This window comes from Salinibacterium sp. dk2585 (genome assembly GCF_008001035.1).
Lineage (GTDB): Bacteria > Actinomycetota > Actinomycetes > Actinomycetales > Microbacteriaceae > Homoserinimonas.
The window spans coordinates 1805254-1824294 of record NZ_CP042856.1; the positions used below are offsets into that span (position 1 = coordinate 1805254).

Below are 19041 nucleotides of genomic sequence, written 5' to 3' on the forward strand. Positions count from 1 at the left end.
GCCAGTTTACGTGGCGGGGAGCTCAGGTGGACACGTTCTTTACGTGCGTCGCGCGAAGCGATGGATCAGCTTTCGCGCTTCTCCTTGATCTTGGCCTTCTTGCCGCGCAGGTCACGCAGGTAGTAGAGCTTGGCGCGGCGGACGTCACCGCGCGTCACGACCTCGATGTGGTCGATGACGGGCGAGTGCACCGGGAAGGTACGCTCGACGCCGACCTGGAAGCTCACCTTGCGAACCGTGAACGTCTCGCGCACACCCTCGCCCTGGCGGCCGATGACGACGCCCTGGAAGATCTGGATACGCGAGCGGTTGCCCTCGATGATGTTGACGTGCACCTTGACGGTGTCACCGGCGCGGAACTCCGGGATGTCGGAGCGGAGTGAAGCCGCGTCGACGGCGTCGAGAATGTTCATGGTGATTCGCTCTCTGCGACCGCCACAGGTCGACCGCGTTCTCAGTACTGCAGAAAGTGGGATGGTGCCGAGACGTTGCAGACCCCCCTGTGGCAGGGTCGTGCGCAGGCACAAACACTCATTCTGCCACAGCGCTGGGGCTGGCGCTAATCGCCCTCGCGCTGCACTGGCGGGTCAAGGCGGATGACCTGCCCGCGAAGCGGCGCATCCGGAGTGGGGCGGCCCGGGACCGTGACTCGCGCGGCCTGGAACTCCCGCGCGGATGCCGCGGCCTCACTGAACTCATCGACGACTGCCTTCACGCGGCGACGCGTCTCCAAGACCCACTGCACGACGGCAGACCAGAATGCGATGACGCCCACGATGAGCACGAGGAGCAGCATGGGGACGGGAATCGGAAACGGGGACGCGACGATCAGCAGGAGCCAGGTGCCCAGTACGCCGACGTCGACCCACGAGACCGCCTGGTCGAGCCGCACGCCCTTGCGCATCCACGTGAGGAAGAACACCACCGCAAGCGCTGCGGCGATCACGAGCGCGAAGAAGAGCGGCGCGATGACGCCTCCGATGTCCCGCCAGTGCCAGATCCAGGACACGACCACGAACCAGGTGGGGAGCACGACGGGCGCCCACCGCAGGGCGAAGTAGATACCGCGCCGGATGACCATGCCTCCAGAGTACGACTCCCGCCCGAGCGCCTCCGCCCGTTTCGCCGAGAGCGCACCGCGTTCCCCTCCCCCACCGGGCGAGCGCAAGGCTTCGTGTTTGCTGGGGATTTATCGGCAGCACGCCAAGCCGCGGGAGAGTCGAGATATGACACGCTTCGGTTACACCCTCATGACGGAACAGAGCGGGCCCCGCGAACTCGTGTCCTACGCGGTCGCCGCTGAGCAGGCAGGCTTCGACTTCGAGGTCTCGAGTGACCACTACTCCCCCTGGCTGACCGAGCAGGGCCATTCCCCCTACGCGTGGTCTGTGCTGGGCGCAGTGGCCCACGCGACCACGCGGGTGGACCTGGCGACGTATGTCACATGCCCGAGCATCCGGTACCACCCCGCTGTCGTGGCGCAGAAGGCGGCGACGATGCAGCTGCTGTCGGGCGGCCGTTTCATCCTCGGGCTCGGCGCCGGCGAGAACCTCAACGAGCACGTCGTTGGTGAGGGCTGGCCGATGGTGGATGCCCGGCACGACATGCTCGAAGAGGCCGTCATGATCATCCGGGAGCTTCACACCGGCGAGCTCGTGACGTGGCAGGGCGAGTACTTCAGGGTGGATTCGGGGAGAATCTGGGACCTGCCCGACGAGGGTGTCCCCATCGGCATCGCCGTCTCTGGCGCGAAGTCGATCGCGCGCTTCGCGCCCCTGTCTGACCACATGATCACGACCGAGCCAGACGGAGACCTCGTCTCGTCGTGGCACGACGCAGCGAATGCAGGAGACGGCGCTCGCGTCATCGGGCAGGTGCCCATCTGCTGGGCGCCCAACCGCGAGGATGGTGTCGCGCTCGCGCACGAGCAGTTCCGCTGGTTCGCCGGGGGCTGGAAGGTGAACGCTGACCTTCCGACGCCTGCCGGCTTCAGCGCCGCAACGAACTCCGTGCGTCCGGACGACGTGGCGGAATCCATCGCGTGCGGGCCCGACCTCGATGAGCTTGCCGAGAGCGTGCGCCCGTTCATGGACGCCGGGTTCACTGACATCGCCCTCGTGCAGATCGGCGATCGCTACCAGGAACAGTTCCTCGCCGAGGTCGCCGAGCCGCTACTCGAACGCCTTCGGAGCCTCTGACGCAGTTCAGTCGAGTGAGGGAGGCGGCAGCAGTTCCGGCCGCACGCGACGAGTGCGCTCGACCTGTTGCTCGTGGCGCCACGCCGCGATCGCCGCATGGTTGCCGCTGAGGAGCACGGGAGGCACGTCGAGTCCGCGCCACGACGCGGGCTTCGTGTAGCTCGGGTACTCGAGCAGGCCGGCTTCGTGGCTCTCCTCGACGAGACTCTCCGGGTTCCCGATGACCCCGGGGATCAGGCGGCCGATCGCCTCGATCATCGCCATTGTGGCCACCTCGCCGCCATTGAGCACGTAGTCGCCGAGGCTGATGAGACGCACCTCCGCACGCGTCGCCGCGTAGTCAACGACACGCTGGTCAATGCCCTCGTAACGACCGCATCCGAAGATCAGATGCGAACGCTGCGCGAGCTCGCGCGCGGTGGCCTGCGTGAACACCTCGCCCGCCGGTGAGGGGAAGATGACGGTTGGCGCATCCGACGACTCCAGGATGCCGTCGAGCGCCTCGCCCCACGGCTCCGGCTTCATGACCATTCCCGCTCCCCCGCCGTAGGGAGTGTCGTCGACCGTGCGATGCCGGTCGTGCGCGTGGTCGCGCAAGTCATGCACCTGCAGTGTCATCACGCCGCTCTGCCGCGCCTTGCCAAGCAGGGAGACGTCGAGCACGGAGAAGAACTCGGGAAAGATCGTGACAATGTCGATGCGCACTCGCAAAGTCTATGCAGCGACTCAGGCGAGGCCGACCGCAGGCATGGCTCCCTCCTCCACATCGATGGGCGCGTGGGCGTAACGATCGAGCACGAGTTGCACGATGCGGGAGTCCGGTTCCTCATGCGCGAGCAGGAGTGGCGGCGCGACCACGTCGGCCGAGGAAGTCGCAACGAGGTGGGCGAAGTAGCCGGGCGCGAGCAGGTAGGTGCTCACGACGACCCGGTCGGAGGGCCACTCGCGGCGTTCTGCCGCGACGGCATCCGCAACGGTCGGGGATGCCGCCGAGATGAAGGCGGTACGCACCGGCATGCCGAGGGACGCGGAGAGCATCCGCGCCACCTCGCGGCAGTCATCGAGCGCCCGCTCGTCACTCGACCCCGCACAGGCGAGCACGATGCGGTCAGAGACGCGCAGGCCGACTGAGAGCAGCCGACTGACAAGGATGTCGACAAGGTCGCGGTCGGGGCCGAGGGCATCGGTCAGCACAGCGCGGGGCCACTTCTCGACCTCCTGCGCGAGATCGACGTGCACGTGGTAGCCCGCAGACAGGAGAAGCGGCACCACGACGACGGGCCGCTCGCGTCCGAGGCTGGCGATCGTGAGCGGAACATCCGGCTGCTGCACGTCGACGAAACCGCCGCGCACCGGCACACCATCGAGTGCACGGCCGACCGCCGCGACGAGAGCAGCGACGGCTGCCTGGCCCAGTGGCGACGACGTGCCATGAGAGATGGCGGCGAGCGCCGCGACATCCGTCGTGTTCACATCGGTACCCCCACCTCGACCATGCCGTCGACGACCCGGGTCGGGTAGCACTCAAGCATGAGATCCGGGTCGTTGTAGCAGCGCCCCGTGCGGAGGTCGTAGACCTGCTTGAGGAGCGGCGACGTAATGGTCGGCCGGTGCCCTTCACCCTCGGCGCGCCGAGAGCCCACGATGCCTCGCGCCATGACGGGGGCGCCGCTCATCGGATCCAGGTGGCTCACGGCGAAGACCTCGCCGCCCACGACGGCGATTGCCACCTGCCTGTCACCGACCAGCGCTGCCACTGCCCAACCGGATTCCAGCTCCGAAGAGGAGCACACGGTGTGCCACTGCGGAGCGAAGAGGAGCGGAGGTGCGTGGTGCGGGGGCGATTCCAGTAGGGTCATGGCCGGTCCGTTCTCGTAGGCGAGTGAGCGTGCGAGTCTCTCGCGAGGCGATACCGACCCTAGGCTCGCCGTGTTTCGCGCCCGTCACAGCGTGTTTCACGCCCGTGAAGCTTGTCTCACAGCGCAGGCCGAGCGTTGTGGCGTGAAGGTCACGCCGCGGTCATGATGGGGAAACCGCCAGGAAATACCCCGTCCATAGGCTCACGCCATGACACGAGACCAGCACCGGCCCTCCTCCACACCGCGCCGCCTCGTCATCATCGGCGGCGGTCCAGCGGCACACCGCTTGGCCGACGCGCTCACGAACCGCGACACCGCGGGCACGCTGCACATCACGGTCATCTCTGAAGAGCCCCACCTTCCATACGATCGGGTCGCCCTCAGTCGTCGGCTCGACGGGGGCGATGACATCACCCTCCCGACCGCGCCGTGGGATGCGGCCAACGTCAGTCTTCGCCTGGGCGACGGCGTGACTGCGATCGACCGCGCCGCCCGCACGGTGACGACAGCGGCGGGCCACGTGGTCGAGTGGGACGAACTCGTACTCGCGACCGGTTCATCCGCGACGGTCCCGCCCATCGAGGGAGCGGAGCACGCGCGGGTCTACCGCACGATCGACGACATCGACGCCCTGATGGCCGAGGTCGAGCGGCTCTCGAACGACTTGGGCCGGCGGCCGCGCGTGCTTGTCGCCGGCGGCGGTCTCCTCGGTCTCGAAGCCGCTGGGGGCCTTCAACGGCGCGGAGCAGATGCCGCGGTCGTGAACTCTGCCGGCTGGCTCATGAACGCGCAGCTCGACGAGGGTGCCGGACAGGCGCTCGGGAGGATCATCACGTCGCAGGGCATCGAGCTGCACCTGGCGACACTGCCCTCGGCGGTGCATGTGGGTGACACGGGGGCCGTGACCTCCGTCGAGTTCACGAACCACAGCCGCGTCGCTGCCGATCTCGTCGTCTTCGCAATCGGCATTCGTCCGCGTGATGAGCTCGCTCGCGCGGCGGGACTTGACGTCGGCGAGCGCGGCGGGGTCATCATCGGCCGCGACTGCAGGACCTCGGATGCCCGCATCTGGGCCATCGGCGAGGTGGCCTGCTTCGAGGGTCGGTGCATCGGGCTGGTCGCCCCGGCCAATGCGATGGCGGAGGTTGTCGCCGATCGCCTTCTGGGCGGCGCCGCCGAGTTCACGACGGTCGACGACGCCACGAAGCTCAAGCTGTCGGGGGTGGATGTCGCGAGCTTCGGCGACACGCGCGCCGAGCAGCCGGGCGCGCTCGAAGTCGTGTACGCCGACCCCGCCCGCGGCCTCTACCAGAAGCTCGTCGTCTCGAACGATGCCCGCACGCTCCTCGGCGGCGTCTTCGTGGGCAACGTCGAGCCATTCGCCTCGCTGCGTCCCCTGCTTGGTTCCCAGCTCAGCGCCGACCCCGGCTCGTATCTCTCGGTACCGGGTGCCACCGCCCCCGAGGGCGCCGAGCTTCCGGATGACGCGCTCGTGTGTTCCTGCAATGCCGTCACGGCCGGCACGGTTCGCGCCGGCATCCATGAGGACGGCTGCACCGAACTTGGTGCGCTGAAGGCGTGCAGCCGTGCAGGTACGCAGTGCGGCTCCTGTGTCCCGCTCGTCAAGAAACTGCTCGAGAGCGAACTGACGAAGGCGGGCCTCGCCGTCGATCGAGCGCTGTGCGAGCATTTCTCCCTGAGCCGACAGGAGCTCTTCGACTCCGTCCGAGTGCTCGAGCTGGCCTCCTTTGACGACATCATCGCGCGCTTCGGCGAAGGACACGGATGCGACGTCTGCAAGCCGGCAATCGCCTCCATGCTCGCCAGCCACTTCAATGGCCACATTCTCGACGCGGGTCGTGGTGGCCTGCAGGACACGAACGATCGGGCGCTCGCCAACATGCAGAAGGACGGCACCTACTCTGTGGTGCCGCGCATCCCGGGCGGCGAGATCTCGCCCGCGAAGCTCGCCGTCATCGCGCAGGTGGCGGCTGACTTCAAGCTCTACACGAAGATCACCGGTGGTCAGCGCATCGACATGTTCGGCGCGCGACTCGACCAGCTGCCTGATATCTGGAGGAGGCTCGTCGATGCCGGCTTCGAGTCGGGACAGGCCTACGGCAAGTCTCTTCGCAACGTCAAGAGCTGTGTCGGGTCGACTTGGTGTCGTTTCGGCGTGCAGGATTCGGTGGGCATGGCCATCCGGCTCGAACTGCGCTATCGCGGCCTACGCGCGCCGCATAAGTTCAAGTTTGGCGTCTCGGGCTGCGCCCGCGAGTGCGCGGAGGCGCGCGGCAAGGACGTAGGGGTCATCGCGACCGATCAGGGCTGGAACCTCTACGTCGGTGGTAACGGCGGTTTCCAGCCCACCCACGGCCAACTGCTCGCCTCCGACCTCGACGATGACACCCTCGTGCGCTATATCGACCGCTACCTGGTCTACTACATCCGCACGGCCGACCGGCTCCAGCGCACGGCCAGGTGGATGGAGGAACTCCCCGGCGGCATAGACCATGTGCGCGACGTGGTCGTCGACGATTCGCTGGGCCTCGCCGCCGACCTCGAATCGGCCATGGAGCGTCACGTCGGCACCTACCAGGACGAATGGGCGGCGACCCTCGCGGACCCAGACAAGCTCCTCAGGTTCCGCAGTTTCGTGAACGCGCCGGACGCTCCGGATCTCGGGTTCCCCCGGGTTGCGGAACGCGAACAGTGGCGCCCTGCCACCACTGAGGAGACCGCGGACCCGGCGACCATCCTCCTCGCGGGCAGAACGATCCCGGTGAGGAGCGGATCGTGACCGGCCGGGTGACGCTCGTTGGCGGCGGGCCAGGGGCCGAGCACCTCATGACGGTCGGTGCCCTGCGCGCGCTCGCCGATGCAGACGTCGTGCTCTACGACAGGCTTTCGCCCCACGAGCGGCTCAGCGAGTGGGCTCCGCGTGCCCTGCTGATCAACGTCGGCAAGCTTCCCGGACACCACCCCGTGAGCCAGCAGGGCATCGAGCTGCTCCTCATCGACCATGCGAGGGCCGGATGCCACGTGGTGCGGCTGAAGGGCGGCGACCCCTACGTCTTCGGCCGTGGCAGCGAAGAGGTCATCGCCTGCCGTGCGGCCGGGATTCCCGTCGAGGTGATCCCGGGGGTCACGAGCGCAATCTCGGTTCCCGCGGCCGCCGGCATCCCGTTGACCCACCGGGGCGTGAGCAAACTCTTCACGGTCGTCTCGGGGCACGCGCCGCTCAGCGAGGAGGAACTCCAGCATCTGGCGGCGCTTGGCGGCACCATCGTCGTGCTGATGGGTGTGGGCACACTCCCCCACCTCTCGGCGGGACTGCGCCGCCACGGCGCCGCTGCAGACCTGCCCGTGGCAATCATCGAGCGCGGCTACAGCAACGAGCAGAAGACGACGATCTCGAACCTGGCAGACGTGGTGGCCGACGCCACTCGCGCCGACGTCGCTGCGCCCGCCGTCCTCGTCGTGGGAGAGGTCGTGCGACTGGCTCACTCTGGGGACCTCGTCGCGGCCGGAGTCCTCCATTCGGCCGAGTTCCTGACGGAGGGACTGTGACGCCGGACGTGACCCTCGACCCGCCCGCCGTGCTCCCGGACACGATCGGCCAGGGTGTCCCTGGGTTTCGGCACGACCAGCTCGCAGGCTTCCGCATCGGAGTCACCTCCCACCGGCGAAGCGACGACCTGATCGACGCGTTCGAACGTCGCGGGGCAAGCGTCACGCACGCACCGACACTGAGGGTGACGCATGACCGTGCCGACGGGCCGGTACTGGCTGACACGCGCGCGATCATCGCGGCGCAGCCAGACGCCCTGCTCGCGACAACCGGGTACGGAGTCCGGCGCTGGTTCGAGGTGACGGATGCCGCGGGCCTCGGCGATGAACTGCTGCTCGCGCTCGCCCGTGCCCGGATACTGGTGCGCGGCCCCAAGGCCCGCGGGGGCATCCGTGCGGCCGGTCTCGACGACGACGGCATGAGCGAGGAGGAGACCACGCAGTCGCTGGTGTCGAAGGCGCTCGAGGAGTTGCCCGACGGCCTCACGATCGCGGTGCAGCTGCATGGACACACCGACGAACTCCAGCTCGCACGACTTCGCGCACGCCACACGGTGCTGACCGTGGCGCCTTACAGCTGGACGCACCTCGGAAGCGCCGACGAACGCGTGCAGCGCCTCATCGAGTCGATCTGCGCGAGGGCCCTCGATGCCGTCACCTTCACGAGCGCGCCCGCCGTCGATGCCCTCTTCCTCGCAGCAGAATGCATGGGCGTACTCGACAGCGTCCACGACGCCTTCCGCGGCGACGTCCTGGCCGCGGCAGTTGGCCCCGTGACGGCCGCTCCGCTCCTCGCCGCCGGCATCCGCGTCGTGCAGCCAGAACGCTACCGAATGGGGGCGCTCATCCGCTTGCTCTGTGAGCACCTCGAGACGGAACGAGTCCAGCGGGTCCCGACGGCGCACGGCACGCTCGTCTTGCGGGGACAATTGGTCGAGATCGGCGGTACCAGCGCCATGCTCGCGCCGACACCGCTCGCACTCCTGCGACGACTCGCCGCCGTCCCCGGCGCTGTCGTCTCCCGTTCAGACCTTGTCGCGTCGCTACCCGGCACGCACGACGATCACGTCATGGAGGTGGCCTTGAGCCGCCTACGGCGCGCCCTCGGAACCCCCGGGCTCGTGGTGACAGTCGTCAAGCGCGGCTACCGGCTCGACGTCTAACGAATTCAGGACTGCTCGGTCTCCGGGGCGTCGCCGCTCGATTCCGCCTCAGCGCGGTCCTGCGCGGGGGCAGGCTCATCGTCGGGAAGCTCTTCGAAGAGGCCCGCCGGAGGCGTCACCGTCACGGTGCCCGCTGCGATGTCCACGCTGGGCACGATCGCCTTCACGAACGGCACCAGCACGTCCCCGGAATCCGTCTCGACGTGCAGGAGGTCTTGCGCGGGCATGTGCTCGACCCGCGCGATGCGACCGATGACGGTGCCGTCGCGAACGACAGAGAGTCCGACCAATTGGTGGTCGAACCACGCGTCCTCTTCGCCAGACTCCTGCTCGAGGTCCTGGTCGATCCACAGGATGGCCTTGAGGAGGGACTCCGCGGTCGTGCGATCCGGCACTCCCTTGAAGAAGGCGACCGGGTGCGCGTTGTACCAGCGGAGCTCGGCAAGCTCGAGGGTCTTGCCGTGCCAGGGCGACGTCGTCGGCACCTGGAGGGTGAACACGGCGCCCGGCACGAAGCGACGTGCCGGGTCATCCGTGTACAGCTCAAGCTTGATTGCGCCCTTGAGGCCATGGGCCTTTGTCAGGCGACCGACCCGAAGCTGGGTCGTGTTGGGGCCAGCTTCTCTAGAAATCGGTATCCACCACGTCGACACGAACCTTCTTGCCATCGGCGATCGCCGAGACAAGAGTGCGGAGGGCTTTGGCAGTACGACCGGAACGACCGATCACGCGGCCGAGGTCCTCGGGGTGCACGCGCACCTCGAGGACCTCGCCGCGCGGCGTGTTCCTGGCGTCCACTGCGACCTCGTCCGGGTGATCGACGATCCCCTTGACAAGGTGTTCCAGAGCAGCAGCCAGCAAGGATCAGGCCTTGTCTGCGTCGGTTGCCTCGGCCTCGACGGCCTCGGCGGGTGCGGTCTCCTCGGCGGGAGCCTCGGACTTGGCAGGGGCCTCGTCTGCCTTTGGCTCAGCCTTCTTGGGCTTGAGCACGGGCTTCTTCTTCTCGTCGGCGACGAACGCCTCCTTGGGCTCCTTGACCTTGACGGTCGAGACAGCCTTGGCGTCGCCCTTGAACTTGCCCCAGTCGCCCGTGAGCTTGAGGATCGCGGCAACCTGCTCGGTCGGCTGTGCGCCGACGCTGAGCCAGTACTGCGCGCGCTCCGAGTCGACCTCGATGAACGAGGGCTCCTCGGTCGGGTGGTACTTGCCGATCTCCTCGATCACGCGACCGTCGCGCTTGGTGCGCGAGTCGGCCACAACGATGCGGTAGTACGGTGCCCGGATCTTGCCAAGGCGCTTCAAACGAATCTTTACAGCCACAATTCTCCTGTGTTTCTAGATATGGGAGCGAACTGACAGCCGTGAGCGTGGGGGCACACTCGGCCAGAAAGGTCTAATGGATCCCGTCGTCATCTGATTAGAGGGTCGGATGACGCGGGCTCAACGCTCTATTCTGCCAGAGATTCGCGGACACTGCGCACCGCGGGCGCCACGCTCCCCGTCATTGTGTCTGCGGGTGCCCTGGTGACGCTCAGCTGGCGGCAGTTCCGCGCCGCGCGTTGTGGGCGTCCCGCCATTCGAGCCAGTCCTTCACGGCATCGACGTCGTAGTGCGGCCCTGAGAGGCCAACCGTGAACAGCGTCGCGCCGAGGTCGACCAGCTCGTCCGCGGCATCCGCGCCCGTAGATCCACCACTCGTGCCGATCGGGCGCCGCTTGACCTCCGTGGAGATCTCAATCTCGCTCGTGTCGCGGCCCACGTCCCTGCCGTGCTGTGCGAGGATGCCGAGCTTGCGTTCGAGGGTCGGGGCATCCGAGAAGCTGTGCCAGATGTTCGCGTGCTCCGCGACGATCCGAAGTGTCTTCTTCTCGCCGCCGCCCCCAATGAGAATCGGGATGCGCCGCGTCGGAAGGGGGTTGAGCTCCTCCCAGCGGGACCGGATGATGGGCAAGTCGCGAGCGAGCGCCGCAAGCCGAGTGCCCGGAGTGCCGAAGTCGTAACCGTATTCGTCGTAGTCCCGTTGGAACCACCCGGCACCCGTGCCGAAAATGAAGCGACCCTCCCCGCCCTTGGCGCTGATGTGGTCGATCGTGCGCGCCATGTCGGCCTGCAGGTTGGGATTGCGGTAGCTGTTGCAGTTGACGAGCGCACCGATCTCGACTCGTGTTGTCTGCTCAGCGAGCGCCGCGAGCATCGTCCAGGATTCGAAGTGTTGCCCGTCGGGTTCACCCGAGAGTGGGAAGAAGTGGTCCCAGTTGAAGAGGATGTCGACCCCCAGTTCCTCGAGCTCCGCAGCGGCGTCGCGGATTCGCTCGTAGGGGGCGTGCTGGGGCGCGAGCTGTACGCCGATGCGGATGGGTCGTGTGCTTGTCATGTGTCCAGACTATGCAGGGCGAGCGATTCTTGTGGCGTTCACGCCGCGGCTACCCGCACGCAGTCGCGCGGACGCACGCGGTGCCGAGGCTCGGGGCATGAGAATCGCGCTCGTCGCCGAAACCTTCCTCCCGCACATGAATGGCGTCACGCACTCCCTCTTGCGTGTGATCGATCATCTCGCCGCCCGCGGGGATGACGTGCTCGTGATCGCACCGCGCGACAGCGAATTGCCCCAGGAACTCTCGGGCTTCGACATCGAGGGCCTGCCCGCGCTTGCGCTGCCGAGCTATCGTAACGTTCGCATCGCTACGGTGACGGTCGCGCGGGTTGCGAAGTCGCTGCGACGCTTCCGCCCTGATGTCGTGCACCTCGCCTCACCATTCGTGCTTGGCCTGCAAGCGGTCATTGCGGCCGAGCAGCTCGGCATCCCGACCGTCGCCGTCTACCAGACGGATGTCCCCGCCTACGCCGCTCGCTACGGCTTCCGTGGCGCAGAGCCGCTGCTCTGGCGCCAGGTGCAGCGCATCCACCAGCGCGCCACACTCACCCTGGCCCCCTCGAGCTACGCGGAACAGCAGCTCGAGGAACACCGCGTCACCCGGGTGCGGCGCTGGGGACGAGGCGTCGACACCGAACGATTCATGCCAGCACGACGCGACGAGGACTGGCGCCGCGCCGTGGCGCCGAACGGCGAGCGGGTCGTCGGCTACGTCGGGCGGCTCGCCTCAGAAAAGCAGGTGGAGGACCTCCGCGTACTCACGACACTTCCCCACACCAAGCTCGTGATCGTCGGCGCAGGGCCGCTGCGTGCTCGCCTAGAAGACCTCATGCCGACCGCGCACTTCACGGGATTCCTCGGCGGGAACCGGCTCGCAACGGCACTCGCAAGCTTCGACGTCTTCGTGCATCCGGGAGAGCTGGAGACCTTCTGCCAGACCATTCAGGAGGCCATGGCGAGCGGGGTGCCCGTTGTCGCAACAGGCCGCGGCGGACCTGTCGACCTCGTCGACTCGAGCCGAAACGGATGGCTCTACGCGCCGGGCAACCTGCACGAGCTGCGCGACCGCGTCGCCGACCTCGTGGGCGACGATGCGAAGCGTCGCGCCTTCGCCGAGGTGGGACGCGCGAGCGTGCTGCCGCGCACCTGGACCTCGCTGTGCGAAGAGCTCATGGGCCACTACAGCGAGTCGCTCGAGCTCCACCGTCGGCGTCCCGCTGGCGGCTGGGCGGTCACCACCGGCCGCCCCTCCGTCACGAGGTGAGCGCGGCGGGCTCAGCCGGTGACGGTCATGCCGGAGAGGATGCGTTCGGCCAGCTGCTCGTCTCCCGTCACGCGCACGCGCTCCGGGTCCGCTGACCGGCGTCCGCCTGCCAACACGATGAACGACTCGGAATCGAAGTCGATGCGCAGATCAGGCTGCTCAGGCACGGCGGGAAGGACTCTGCCTCGACGGTCCTCACCCACGCCGACCGCGAGTGGCGGTAGCCCATCGAGCGCGAAGACCACCGTCGTTCCGGGCGTCGCCTTCCCCCGCTTCGCAACAACGAAGCCCAGGCTCTCCGCGAAGTAGCGCACCGTGTGCTCAGCGGGCGGGGTGTCGAAGCCGCCCGGCAGGCCGACAGCACGCCGGATGTCCTGCTCGTGCATCCACACGTCGAGGGGCCGATTGCGCAGGAGGGTGCGCCAGTCCCATGACAGGCCGGGCACACCGAGGGCAGGCTTGGCCGAAGCATCCGTCGGTGGATCCGCCTTGAGCGCGGCGAACCGTGCATCGGCCGACTCGCGGATCTCCCGGATGATGTCTGCCGGCGCGTGGTCCCGACGTGCAACGACTCCGCGCTCCGTGTAGTCACCCGTTGGTGCCGTCAGGTGCGGGAGGTCACCGAGTCCCACGGTCGGCTCAGGGTCGCCGGCCAACACCGATTCCAAGTGCGCTACGTGCGATGCGACCGCCTTGACGTCCCAGCCGGGCAGGTCCGTCGGAGTTGACCAGGCGGCATCCGGAAGCCGCTCAAGCAAAGCGACGAAGTCACCGATGGCCCGCCGACCAACCGTAATGTATCCGGCGAGGAGCTCCTGATCAGTCATGGAGCCACACTAGAGCAACGCTCAGCGACCCCCGAGCATCTTCTGGAGCGCGGCCAGCTCTTCCTCGCTCGGCATGCCATCCGCCGTGCCGCCACCGAGCCCGAAACCCGACCCGGCAGGAGCGTTCGACGCCGGCTTGCCAGCGGCCAGGGCCTTCTCCTCGGCCGCCCGCTTCGCGGGGTTGCCCGAGCGAGACTTCTTCTGCGGCGCCTTGCCCTTCTTCTTGCCGCCACCGAAACCAGCACCGGGGATGGGACCCATGCCCGGAATCTGCGGCACGCCACCCTTCGCCACCGTCTTCATCATCTTGGCGGCCTGCTCGAAGCGCTGCACTAGGCCGTTGACCTCGGTCACGGTCGTGCCCGAACCACGTGCAATGCGCAGGCGACGCGAGCCGTTGAGGAGCTTGGGGTTGCGGCGCTCTGCGGGGGTCATCGACTGGATGATCGCCTCCGTGCGGGTCAGCTCAGACTCATCGAAGTTCTCGAGCTGCTCCTTCATGCCGCGCGCGCCAGGCAGCATGCCGAGCAGGCCCTTCATGGAGCCCATCTTCTTCAGCTGCTGCATCTGGGAGAGGAAGTCCTCGAGCGTGAAGCTGTCGGTCGCGAACTTCTCCGCGACCTTCTTCGCCTCCTCCTCGTCGAAGGTCTTCTGCGCCTGCTCGATGAGCGTGAGGATGTCACCGAGGTCGAGAATCCGGCTCGCCATGCGCTCTGGGTGGAAAGGCTCGAACTCCTCGAGCCGCTCCCCCGTGCTCGCGAAGATGATGGGACGGCCGGTGACGGACGCGACCGAGAGGGCAGCACCACCGCGGGCATCACCATCCAGCTTCGTCAACACGACACCCGTGAAGTCGACACCCTCCTGGAACGCCTTCGCCGTAGCGACGGCATCCTGACCGATCATGGCATCGATCACGAAGAGCACCTCGTCGGGATCAACGGCCTTGCGGATGTCGGCGGCCTGCTTCATCATCTCGGCGTCGACACCGAGACGGCCGGCCGTGTCGACGATGACCACGTCGTGCACCTTGTCGTTGGCGTACTTGATCGCGTCCTTCGCGACCTTCACCGGGTTGCCGACGCCGTTGCCGGGCTCCGGTGCGAAGACGTGCACGCCCGCCTGCTCGCCAACCACCTGGAGCTGCGTGACGGCGTTGGGGCGCTGGAGGTCGGCGGCAACGAGGAGCGGGGTGTGGCCCTCCCCAGCCAGCCACTTCGCCAACTTGCCGGCGAGCGTCGTCTTGCCTGCACCCTGCAGGCCCGCGAGCATGATGACCGTCGGGCCTGACTTTGCGAACTGCAGGCGCCGCTGTTCCCCGCCGAGGATCGTCACAAGCTCGTCGTTGACCACCTTGACGACCTGCTGCGCCGGGTTGAGCGCCTTGTTCACCTCGTCGCCGAGAGCGCGCTCGCGCACGGCAGAGGTGAACTGCTTGACAACATCGAGCGCGACATCCGCCTCGAGCAGGGCGCGACGGATCTCGCGGACGGTGCCGTCGACATCCGCCGGGCTCAGCTTGCCCTTGTTGCGGAGGTTCTTGAAGGTATCCGCGAGGCGGTCGGTGAGGTTTCCAAAAGTGGCCATGATGCCTACTAGTTTAACTGCCATGGACATGTCGCCGCTGATCGTTCCCATCGACGGGGTTTCGCCCACCGTCGCCAACACCGCCTGGGTCGCCCCCAATGCAACACTCATCGGGCGCGTGACGCTCCACGAGCAGTCGAGCGTCTTCTACGGGACAGTGCTTCGGGCGGATGTGGACACCATCACGCTGGGCGCCGGCAGCAATCTCCAGGACAACGTGACGGTGCACTGCGACGCCGGCGTTCCCACCTCGATCGGTGCTGGCGTGAGCGTCGGACATGCCGCGATGCTGCACGGATGCACTGTCGAAGACGACTGCCTCATCGGCATGAGCGCGACCGTCCTCAACGGGGCGGTCATCGGCAAGGGATCCTTGGTCGCAGCCGGCGCAGTCGTGCTCGAAGGAACCGTGATCCCACCCGGCTCGCTCGTCGCGGGGGTGCCTGCGAAGGTCCGCCGCGAACTGAGCCTCGACGAGCAAGCCGGCCTCCGCGAGAACGGCGTGCGCTACGTCGGCTACAAGGAGCTCCACCGCGAAGCTCTCGGCGGCTGAGACCCGACCGCTCCTACTGAAAGGCACCGCGGCGACAAGCCCGGTGCGCCTCGCGCTTCGGCGCCAGTCAAGACGTGCCGTCAAGATGCACCATCGAGCCCAGTGGCAGCGAGGACTGAGGCTATTGCCCTTCTGAGCCGGGAGCCGCCCTGGCGCGTGTGTCCCGGTGGGTGGGGTCGGGTTAACGGGAAATGGCCACCCCGGTGGGGTGGCCATTTCTCGAAAGAAGTCCGGCGGTGTCCTACTCTCCCACAGGGTCCCCCCTGCAGTACCATCGGCGCAGAGAGTCTTAGCTTCCGGGTTCGGAATGTAACCGGGCGTTTCCCTCTCGCTATGGCCGCCGAAACACTATTGATTTATGTATCAGTTCATAGCCGCGCACCGTCTCGAGCGGAAGCTCGGCACTGGTGTGCGGGATGATTCCCGACCGTAAATCGGGAACCACAAAGTGGACGCGAGACACCTTTGTAAGGTGTTATCAAGTTATCGGCTTATTAGTACAGGTCAGCTGCACGAGTCGTTAGTCCTCGCTTCCACATCCTGCCTATCAACCCAGTAGTCTAGCTGGGAGCCTCTCACCCCGAAGGGTATGGAAATCTCATCTTGAAGCTGGCTTCCCGCTTAGATGCTTTCAGCGGTTATCCATTCCGAACGTAGCTAATCAGCGGTGCTCCTGGCGGAACAACTGACACACCAGAGGTTCGTCCATCCCGGTCCTCTCGTACTAGGGATAGATCTTCTCAAATTTCCTGCGCGCGCAGAGGATAGGGACCGAACTGTCTCACGACGTTCTAAACCCAGCTCGCGTACCGCTTTAATGGGCGAACAGCCCAACCCTTGGGACCTACTCCAGCCCCAGGATGCGACGAGCCGACATCGAGGTGCCAAACCATGCCGTCGATATGGACTCTTGGGCAAGATCAGCCTGTTATCCCCGAGGTACCTTTTATCCGTTGAGCGACAGCGCTTCCACAAGCCACTGCCGGATCACTAGTCCCGACTTTCGTCCCTGCTCGACTTGTCAGTCTCACAGTCAAGCTCCCTTGTGCACTTACACTCGCCACCTGATTGCCAACCAGGTTGAGGGAACCTTTGGGCGCCTCCGTTACTTTTTGGGAGGCAACCGCCCCAGTTAAACTACCCACCAGGCACTGTCCGAGAACCGGATCACGGTTCGTCGTTAGATATCCAATATGACCAGAGTGGTATTTCAACAATGACTCCACGAACACTAGCGTGCCCGCTTCACAGTCTCCCACCTATCCTACACAAGCCACACCGAACACCAATACCAAGCTGTAGTAAAGGTCACGGGGTCTTTCCGTCCTTCTGCGCGTAACGAGCATCTTTACTCGTAGTGCAATTTCGCCGAGTTCGCGGTTGAGACAGCTGGGAAGTCGTTACGCCATTCGTGCAGGTCGGAACTTACCCGACAAGGAATTTCGCTACCTTAGGATGGTTATAGTTACCACCGCCGTTTACTGGGGCTTAAATTCGCAGCTTCGCTTACGCTAACCGCTCCTCTTAACCTTCCAGCACCGGGCAGGCGTCAGTCCGTATACATCGTCTTGCGACTTGGCACGGACCTGTGTTTTTAGTAAACAGTCGCTTCCCACTGGTCTCTGCGGCCTTCAAACGCTTTCGGAGCAAGTCCTAATACGCCTCAGGCCCCCCTTCTCCCGAAGTTACGGGGGCATTTTGCCGAGTTCCTTAACCACGATTCTCTCGATCGCCTTAGTATTCTCTACCTGAACACCTGAGTCGGTTTGGGGTACGGGCGGCTAGAACCTCGCGTCGATGCTTTTCTTGGCAGCATAGGATCACTGATTTCGCCCATTCGGGCTACCCATCGGGTCTCAGGCGTTATGAGAGACGGATTTGCCTATCTCTCGCCCTACATCCTTAGACCGGGACAACCATCGCCCGGCTCAGCTACCTTCCTGCGTCACAACCTGTTAATACGCTAGCCGCACCAGCATGGGGTCGAGCGTTAGACGGACCGCATCATCCCCCGAAGGGATCCGCTCATCCGGGTTAGGACTCTTAGCACCACTGGATTGGCTTGGGCGGTTCTTCGCCGGTACGGGAATATCAACCCGTTGTCCATCGACTACGCCTGTCGGCCTCGCCTTAGGTCCCGACTTACCCAGGGCGGATTAACCTGGCCCTGGAACCCTTGTTCATTCGGCGGACGGGTTTCTCACCCGTCTTTCGCTACTCATGCCTGCATTCTCACTCGTGTAGGCTCCACGGCTGGTTCACACCGCCGCTTCACTGCCACACGACGCTCTCCTACCACTCACGGTCCCGCGTACGGCTGAACCACGAAGGCTTGCCTATAGTACGAAATCTACAACTTCGGTGGTGTGCTTGAGCCCCGTTACATTGTCGGCGCGGAATCACTTGACCAGTGAGCTATTACGCACTCTTTCAAGGGTGGCTGCTTCTAAGCCAACCTCCTGGTTGTCTCTGCAACTCCACATCCTTTTCCACTTAGCACACGCTTGGGGACCTTAGTTGGTAGTCTGGGTTGTTTCCCTCTCGACGATGAAGCTTATCCCCCACCGTCTCACTGCTGCGCTCTCACTTACCGGCATTCGGAGTTTGGCTGACGTCAGTAACCTTTTGGGGCCCATCGGCCATCCAGTAGCTCTACCTCCGGCAAGAAACACGCAACGCTGCACCTAAATGCATTTCGGAGAGAACCAGCTATCACGAAGTTTGATTGGCCTTTCACCCCTATCCACAGCTCATCCCCTCAGTTTTCAACCTAAGTGGGTTCGGTCCTCCACGACGTCTTACCGTCGCTTCAACCTGGCCATGGATAGATCACTTCGCTTCGGGTCTAGGACATGCGACTGAATCGCCCTATTCAGACTCGCTTTCGCTACGGCTTCCCCACTCGGGTTAACCTCGCCACATATCGCTAACTCGCAGGCTCATTCTTCAAAAGGCACGCTGTCACCCCTACTAAGGAGGCTCCAACGGTTTGTATGCAAACGGTTTCAGGTACTATTTCACTCCCCTCCCGGGGTACTTTTCACCTTTCCCTCACGGTACTTGTCCGCTATCGGTCTTCTGGGAGTATTTAGGCTTATCAGGTGGTCCTGACAGATTCACACGGGATTTCTCGGGCCCCGTGCTACTTGGGATCCTTCCCACCGCGGCGCGACATTTCAATTACGGGACTGGCACCCTCTATGGTCGACCTTTCAAGATCGTTCATCTATATCGCGCTCGTCGATGCGTATCTCGGCAGAGATACCTGGAAGTCCCACAACCCCGACCATGCAACGCCTGCCGGCTATCACACATGATCGGTTTGGCCTGATCCGCGTTCGCTCGCCACTACTGACGGAATCACTATTGTTTTCTCTTCCTGTGGGTACTGAGATGTTTCACTTCCCCACGTTCCCTCTACCCGCCCTATATATTCAGGCGGGAGTCACCAGGTCGTATTGCTACGCCTGGCGGGGTTTCCCCATTCGGAAATCCTCGGATCACAGTTCGATTATCAACTCCCCGAGGCTTATCGCAGATTTCTACGTCCTTCTTCGGCTCCAGAAGCCAAGGCATTCACCGTTTGCACTTAGAAACTTGATGACAAAAATTACACAAAGATCAGCAAATAAATTTGCAAATCAAT

17 protein-coding genes and 2 rRNA genes are annotated in these 19041 nt (G+C 65.1%); 6 read left to right on the forward strand and 13 right to left on the reverse strand.

Annotation, left to right across the window (positions count from 1 at the left end):
* Positions 1 to 65 precede the first annotated feature (65 nt).
* Complete coding sequence (gene rplS, locus FVA74_RS08480; RefSeq protein ID WP_147721606.1) at positions 66 to 413, reverse strand: 50S ribosomal protein L19; 348 nt, start codon at positions 411 to 413, stop codon at positions 66 to 68.
* 146 nt (positions 414 to 559) lie between these two features.
* Complete coding sequence (locus tag FVA74_RS08485) at positions 560 to 1081, reverse strand: hypothetical protein (RefSeq protein WP_147721607.1); 522 nt, start codon at positions 1079 to 1081, stop codon at positions 560 to 562.
* Between the two features lie 145 nt (positions 1082 to 1226).
* Between FVA74_RS08485 and FVA74_RS08490 the strand changes: the two genes are divergently transcribed.
* Positions 1227 to 2198, forward strand: a complete 972-nt coding sequence (locus FVA74_RS08490; protein WP_147721608.1) for an LLM class F420-dependent oxidoreductase — start codon at positions 1227 to 1229, stop codon at positions 2196 to 2198.
* 6 nt (positions 2199 to 2204) lie between these two features.
* Here FVA74_RS08490 and trmD read toward each other — a convergent pair whose 3' ends face one another.
* The 3 genes from trmD to nirD are packed head-to-tail and all read right to left on the reverse strand — an operon-like array spanning position 2205 to position 4057.
* Positions 2205 to 2903 (reverse strand): tRNA (guanosine(37)-N1)-methyltransferase TrmD, encoded by a 699-nt coding sequence (gene trmD, locus FVA74_RS08495; RefSeq protein ID WP_147721609.1) that lies wholly within the window; start codon positions 2901 to 2903, stop codon positions 2205 to 2207.
* A gap of 21 nt (positions 2904 to 2924) precedes the next feature.
* Complete coding sequence (locus FVA74_RS08500; RefSeq protein WP_147721610.1) at positions 2925 to 3671, reverse strand: sirohydrochlorin chelatase; 747 nt, start codon at positions 3669 to 3671, stop codon at positions 2925 to 2927.
* Complete coding sequence (gene nirD / locus FVA74_RS08505) at positions 3668 to 4057, reverse strand: nitrite reductase small subunit NirD (RefSeq protein WP_147721611.1); 390 nt, start codon at positions 4055 to 4057, stop codon at positions 3668 to 3670. The genes FVA74_RS08500 and nirD overlap by 4 nt, the downstream gene beginning before the upstream one ends.
* Positions 4058 to 4265: 208 nt before the next feature.
* Between nirD and nirB the strand changes: the two genes are divergently transcribed.
* Genes nirB through FVA74_RS08520 form a run of 3 tightly spaced genes read left to right on the forward strand, consistent with a single transcriptional unit; the run spans position 4266 to position 8790 of the window.
* Positions 4266 to 6857 carry a nitrite reductase large subunit NirB gene (gene nirB, locus FVA74_RS08510; protein ID WP_147721612.1) on the forward strand — a complete coding sequence of 864 codons (2592 nt, stop codon included), beginning with the start codon at positions 4266 to 4268 and terminating at the stop codon, positions 6855 to 6857.
* On the forward strand, positions 6851 to 7627 hold the full coding sequence (gene cobA / locus FVA74_RS08515) for a uroporphyrinogen-III C-methyltransferase (protein ID WP_147721613.1): 777 nt from the start codon (positions 6851 to 6853) through the stop codon (positions 7625 to 7627). Before nirB ends, cobA begins: the two co-directional genes overlap by 7 nt.
* The gene (locus tag FVA74_RS08520; RefSeq protein WP_240792176.1) at positions 7624 to 8790 is read left to right on the forward strand and encodes a uroporphyrinogen-III synthase; all 1167 of its coding nucleotides are present in this window, start codon (positions 7624 to 7626) and stop codon (positions 8788 to 8790) included. The genes cobA and FVA74_RS08520 overlap by 4 nt, the downstream gene beginning before the upstream one ends.
* A gap of 5 nt (positions 8791 to 8795) precedes the next feature.
* Here the strand turns inward: FVA74_RS08520 and rimM are convergent, their stop codons facing one another.
* From rimM to FVA74_RS08540, 4 genes are all read right to left on the reverse strand, one after another.
* A complete protein-coding gene (gene rimM, locus FVA74_RS08525; protein ID WP_240792177.1) occupies positions 8796 to 9443 on the reverse strand; it encodes a ribosome maturation factor RimM in 648 nt (215 codons plus the stop codon).
* Positions 9415 to 9651 carry an RNA-binding protein gene (locus FVA74_RS08530; RefSeq protein WP_147721615.1) on the reverse strand — a complete coding sequence of 79 codons (237 nt, stop codon included), beginning with the start codon at positions 9649 to 9651 and terminating at the stop codon, positions 9415 to 9417. The genes rimM and FVA74_RS08530 overlap by 29 nt, the downstream gene beginning before the upstream one ends.
* 3 nt (positions 9652 to 9654) lie before the next feature.
* On the reverse strand, positions 9655 to 10110 hold the full coding sequence (gene rpsP, locus FVA74_RS08535) for a 30S ribosomal protein S16 (protein WP_147721616.1): 456 nt from the start codon (positions 10108 to 10110) through the stop codon (positions 9655 to 9657).
* 211 nt (positions 10111 to 10321) lie between these two features.
* Positions 10322 to 11164, reverse strand: coding sequence for an LLM class F420-dependent oxidoreductase (locus FVA74_RS08540; RefSeq protein WP_147721617.1), 843 nt, complete (start codon positions 11162 to 11164; stop codon positions 10322 to 10324).
* A gap of 97 nt (positions 11165 to 11261) precedes the next feature.
* On the opposite strand from FVA74_RS08540, the gene FVA74_RS08545 reads away from it, so the two are divergent.
* A complete protein-coding gene (locus FVA74_RS08545; protein WP_147721618.1) occupies positions 11262 to 12428 on the forward strand; it encodes a glycosyltransferase family 1 protein in 1167 nt (388 codons plus the stop codon).
* Positions 12429 to 12439: 11 nt separating this feature from the next.
* Here the strand turns inward: FVA74_RS08545 and FVA74_RS08550 are convergent, their stop codons facing one another.
* Together FVA74_RS08550 and ffh are read right to left on the reverse strand one after the other, a co-directional pair.
* Positions 12440 to 13255 carry a maleylpyruvate isomerase family mycothiol-dependent enzyme gene (locus FVA74_RS08550; RefSeq protein WP_147721619.1) on the reverse strand — a complete coding sequence of 272 codons (816 nt, stop codon included), beginning with the start codon at positions 13253 to 13255 and terminating at the stop codon, positions 12440 to 12442.
* Between the two features lie 21 nt (positions 13256 to 13276).
* Positions 13277 to 14842 carry a signal recognition particle protein gene (gene ffh, locus FVA74_RS08555; RefSeq protein ID WP_147721620.1) on the reverse strand — a complete coding sequence of 522 codons (1566 nt, stop codon included), beginning with the start codon at positions 14840 to 14842 and terminating at the stop codon, positions 13277 to 13279.
* A gap of 28 nt (positions 14843 to 14870) precedes the next feature.
* On the opposite strand from ffh, the gene FVA74_RS08560 reads away from it, so the two are divergent.
* A complete protein-coding gene (locus FVA74_RS08560; RefSeq protein ID WP_147723137.1) occupies positions 14871 to 15395 on the forward strand; it encodes a gamma carbonic anhydrase family protein in 525 nt (174 codons plus the stop codon).
* A 228-nt stretch (positions 15396 to 15623) separates the two neighbouring features.
* Here FVA74_RS08560 and rrf read toward each other — a convergent pair.
* Both rrf and FVA74_RS08570 read right to left on the reverse strand, forming a co-directional pair.
* Positions 15624 to 15740 (reverse strand): 5S ribosomal RNA (gene rrf / locus FVA74_RS08565).
* Positions 15741 to 15869: 129 nt separating this feature from the next.
* A 23S ribosomal RNA gene (locus FVA74_RS08570) occupies positions 15870 to 18998 on the reverse strand.
* Between the last annotated feature and the right edge of the window lie 43 nt (positions 18999 to 19041).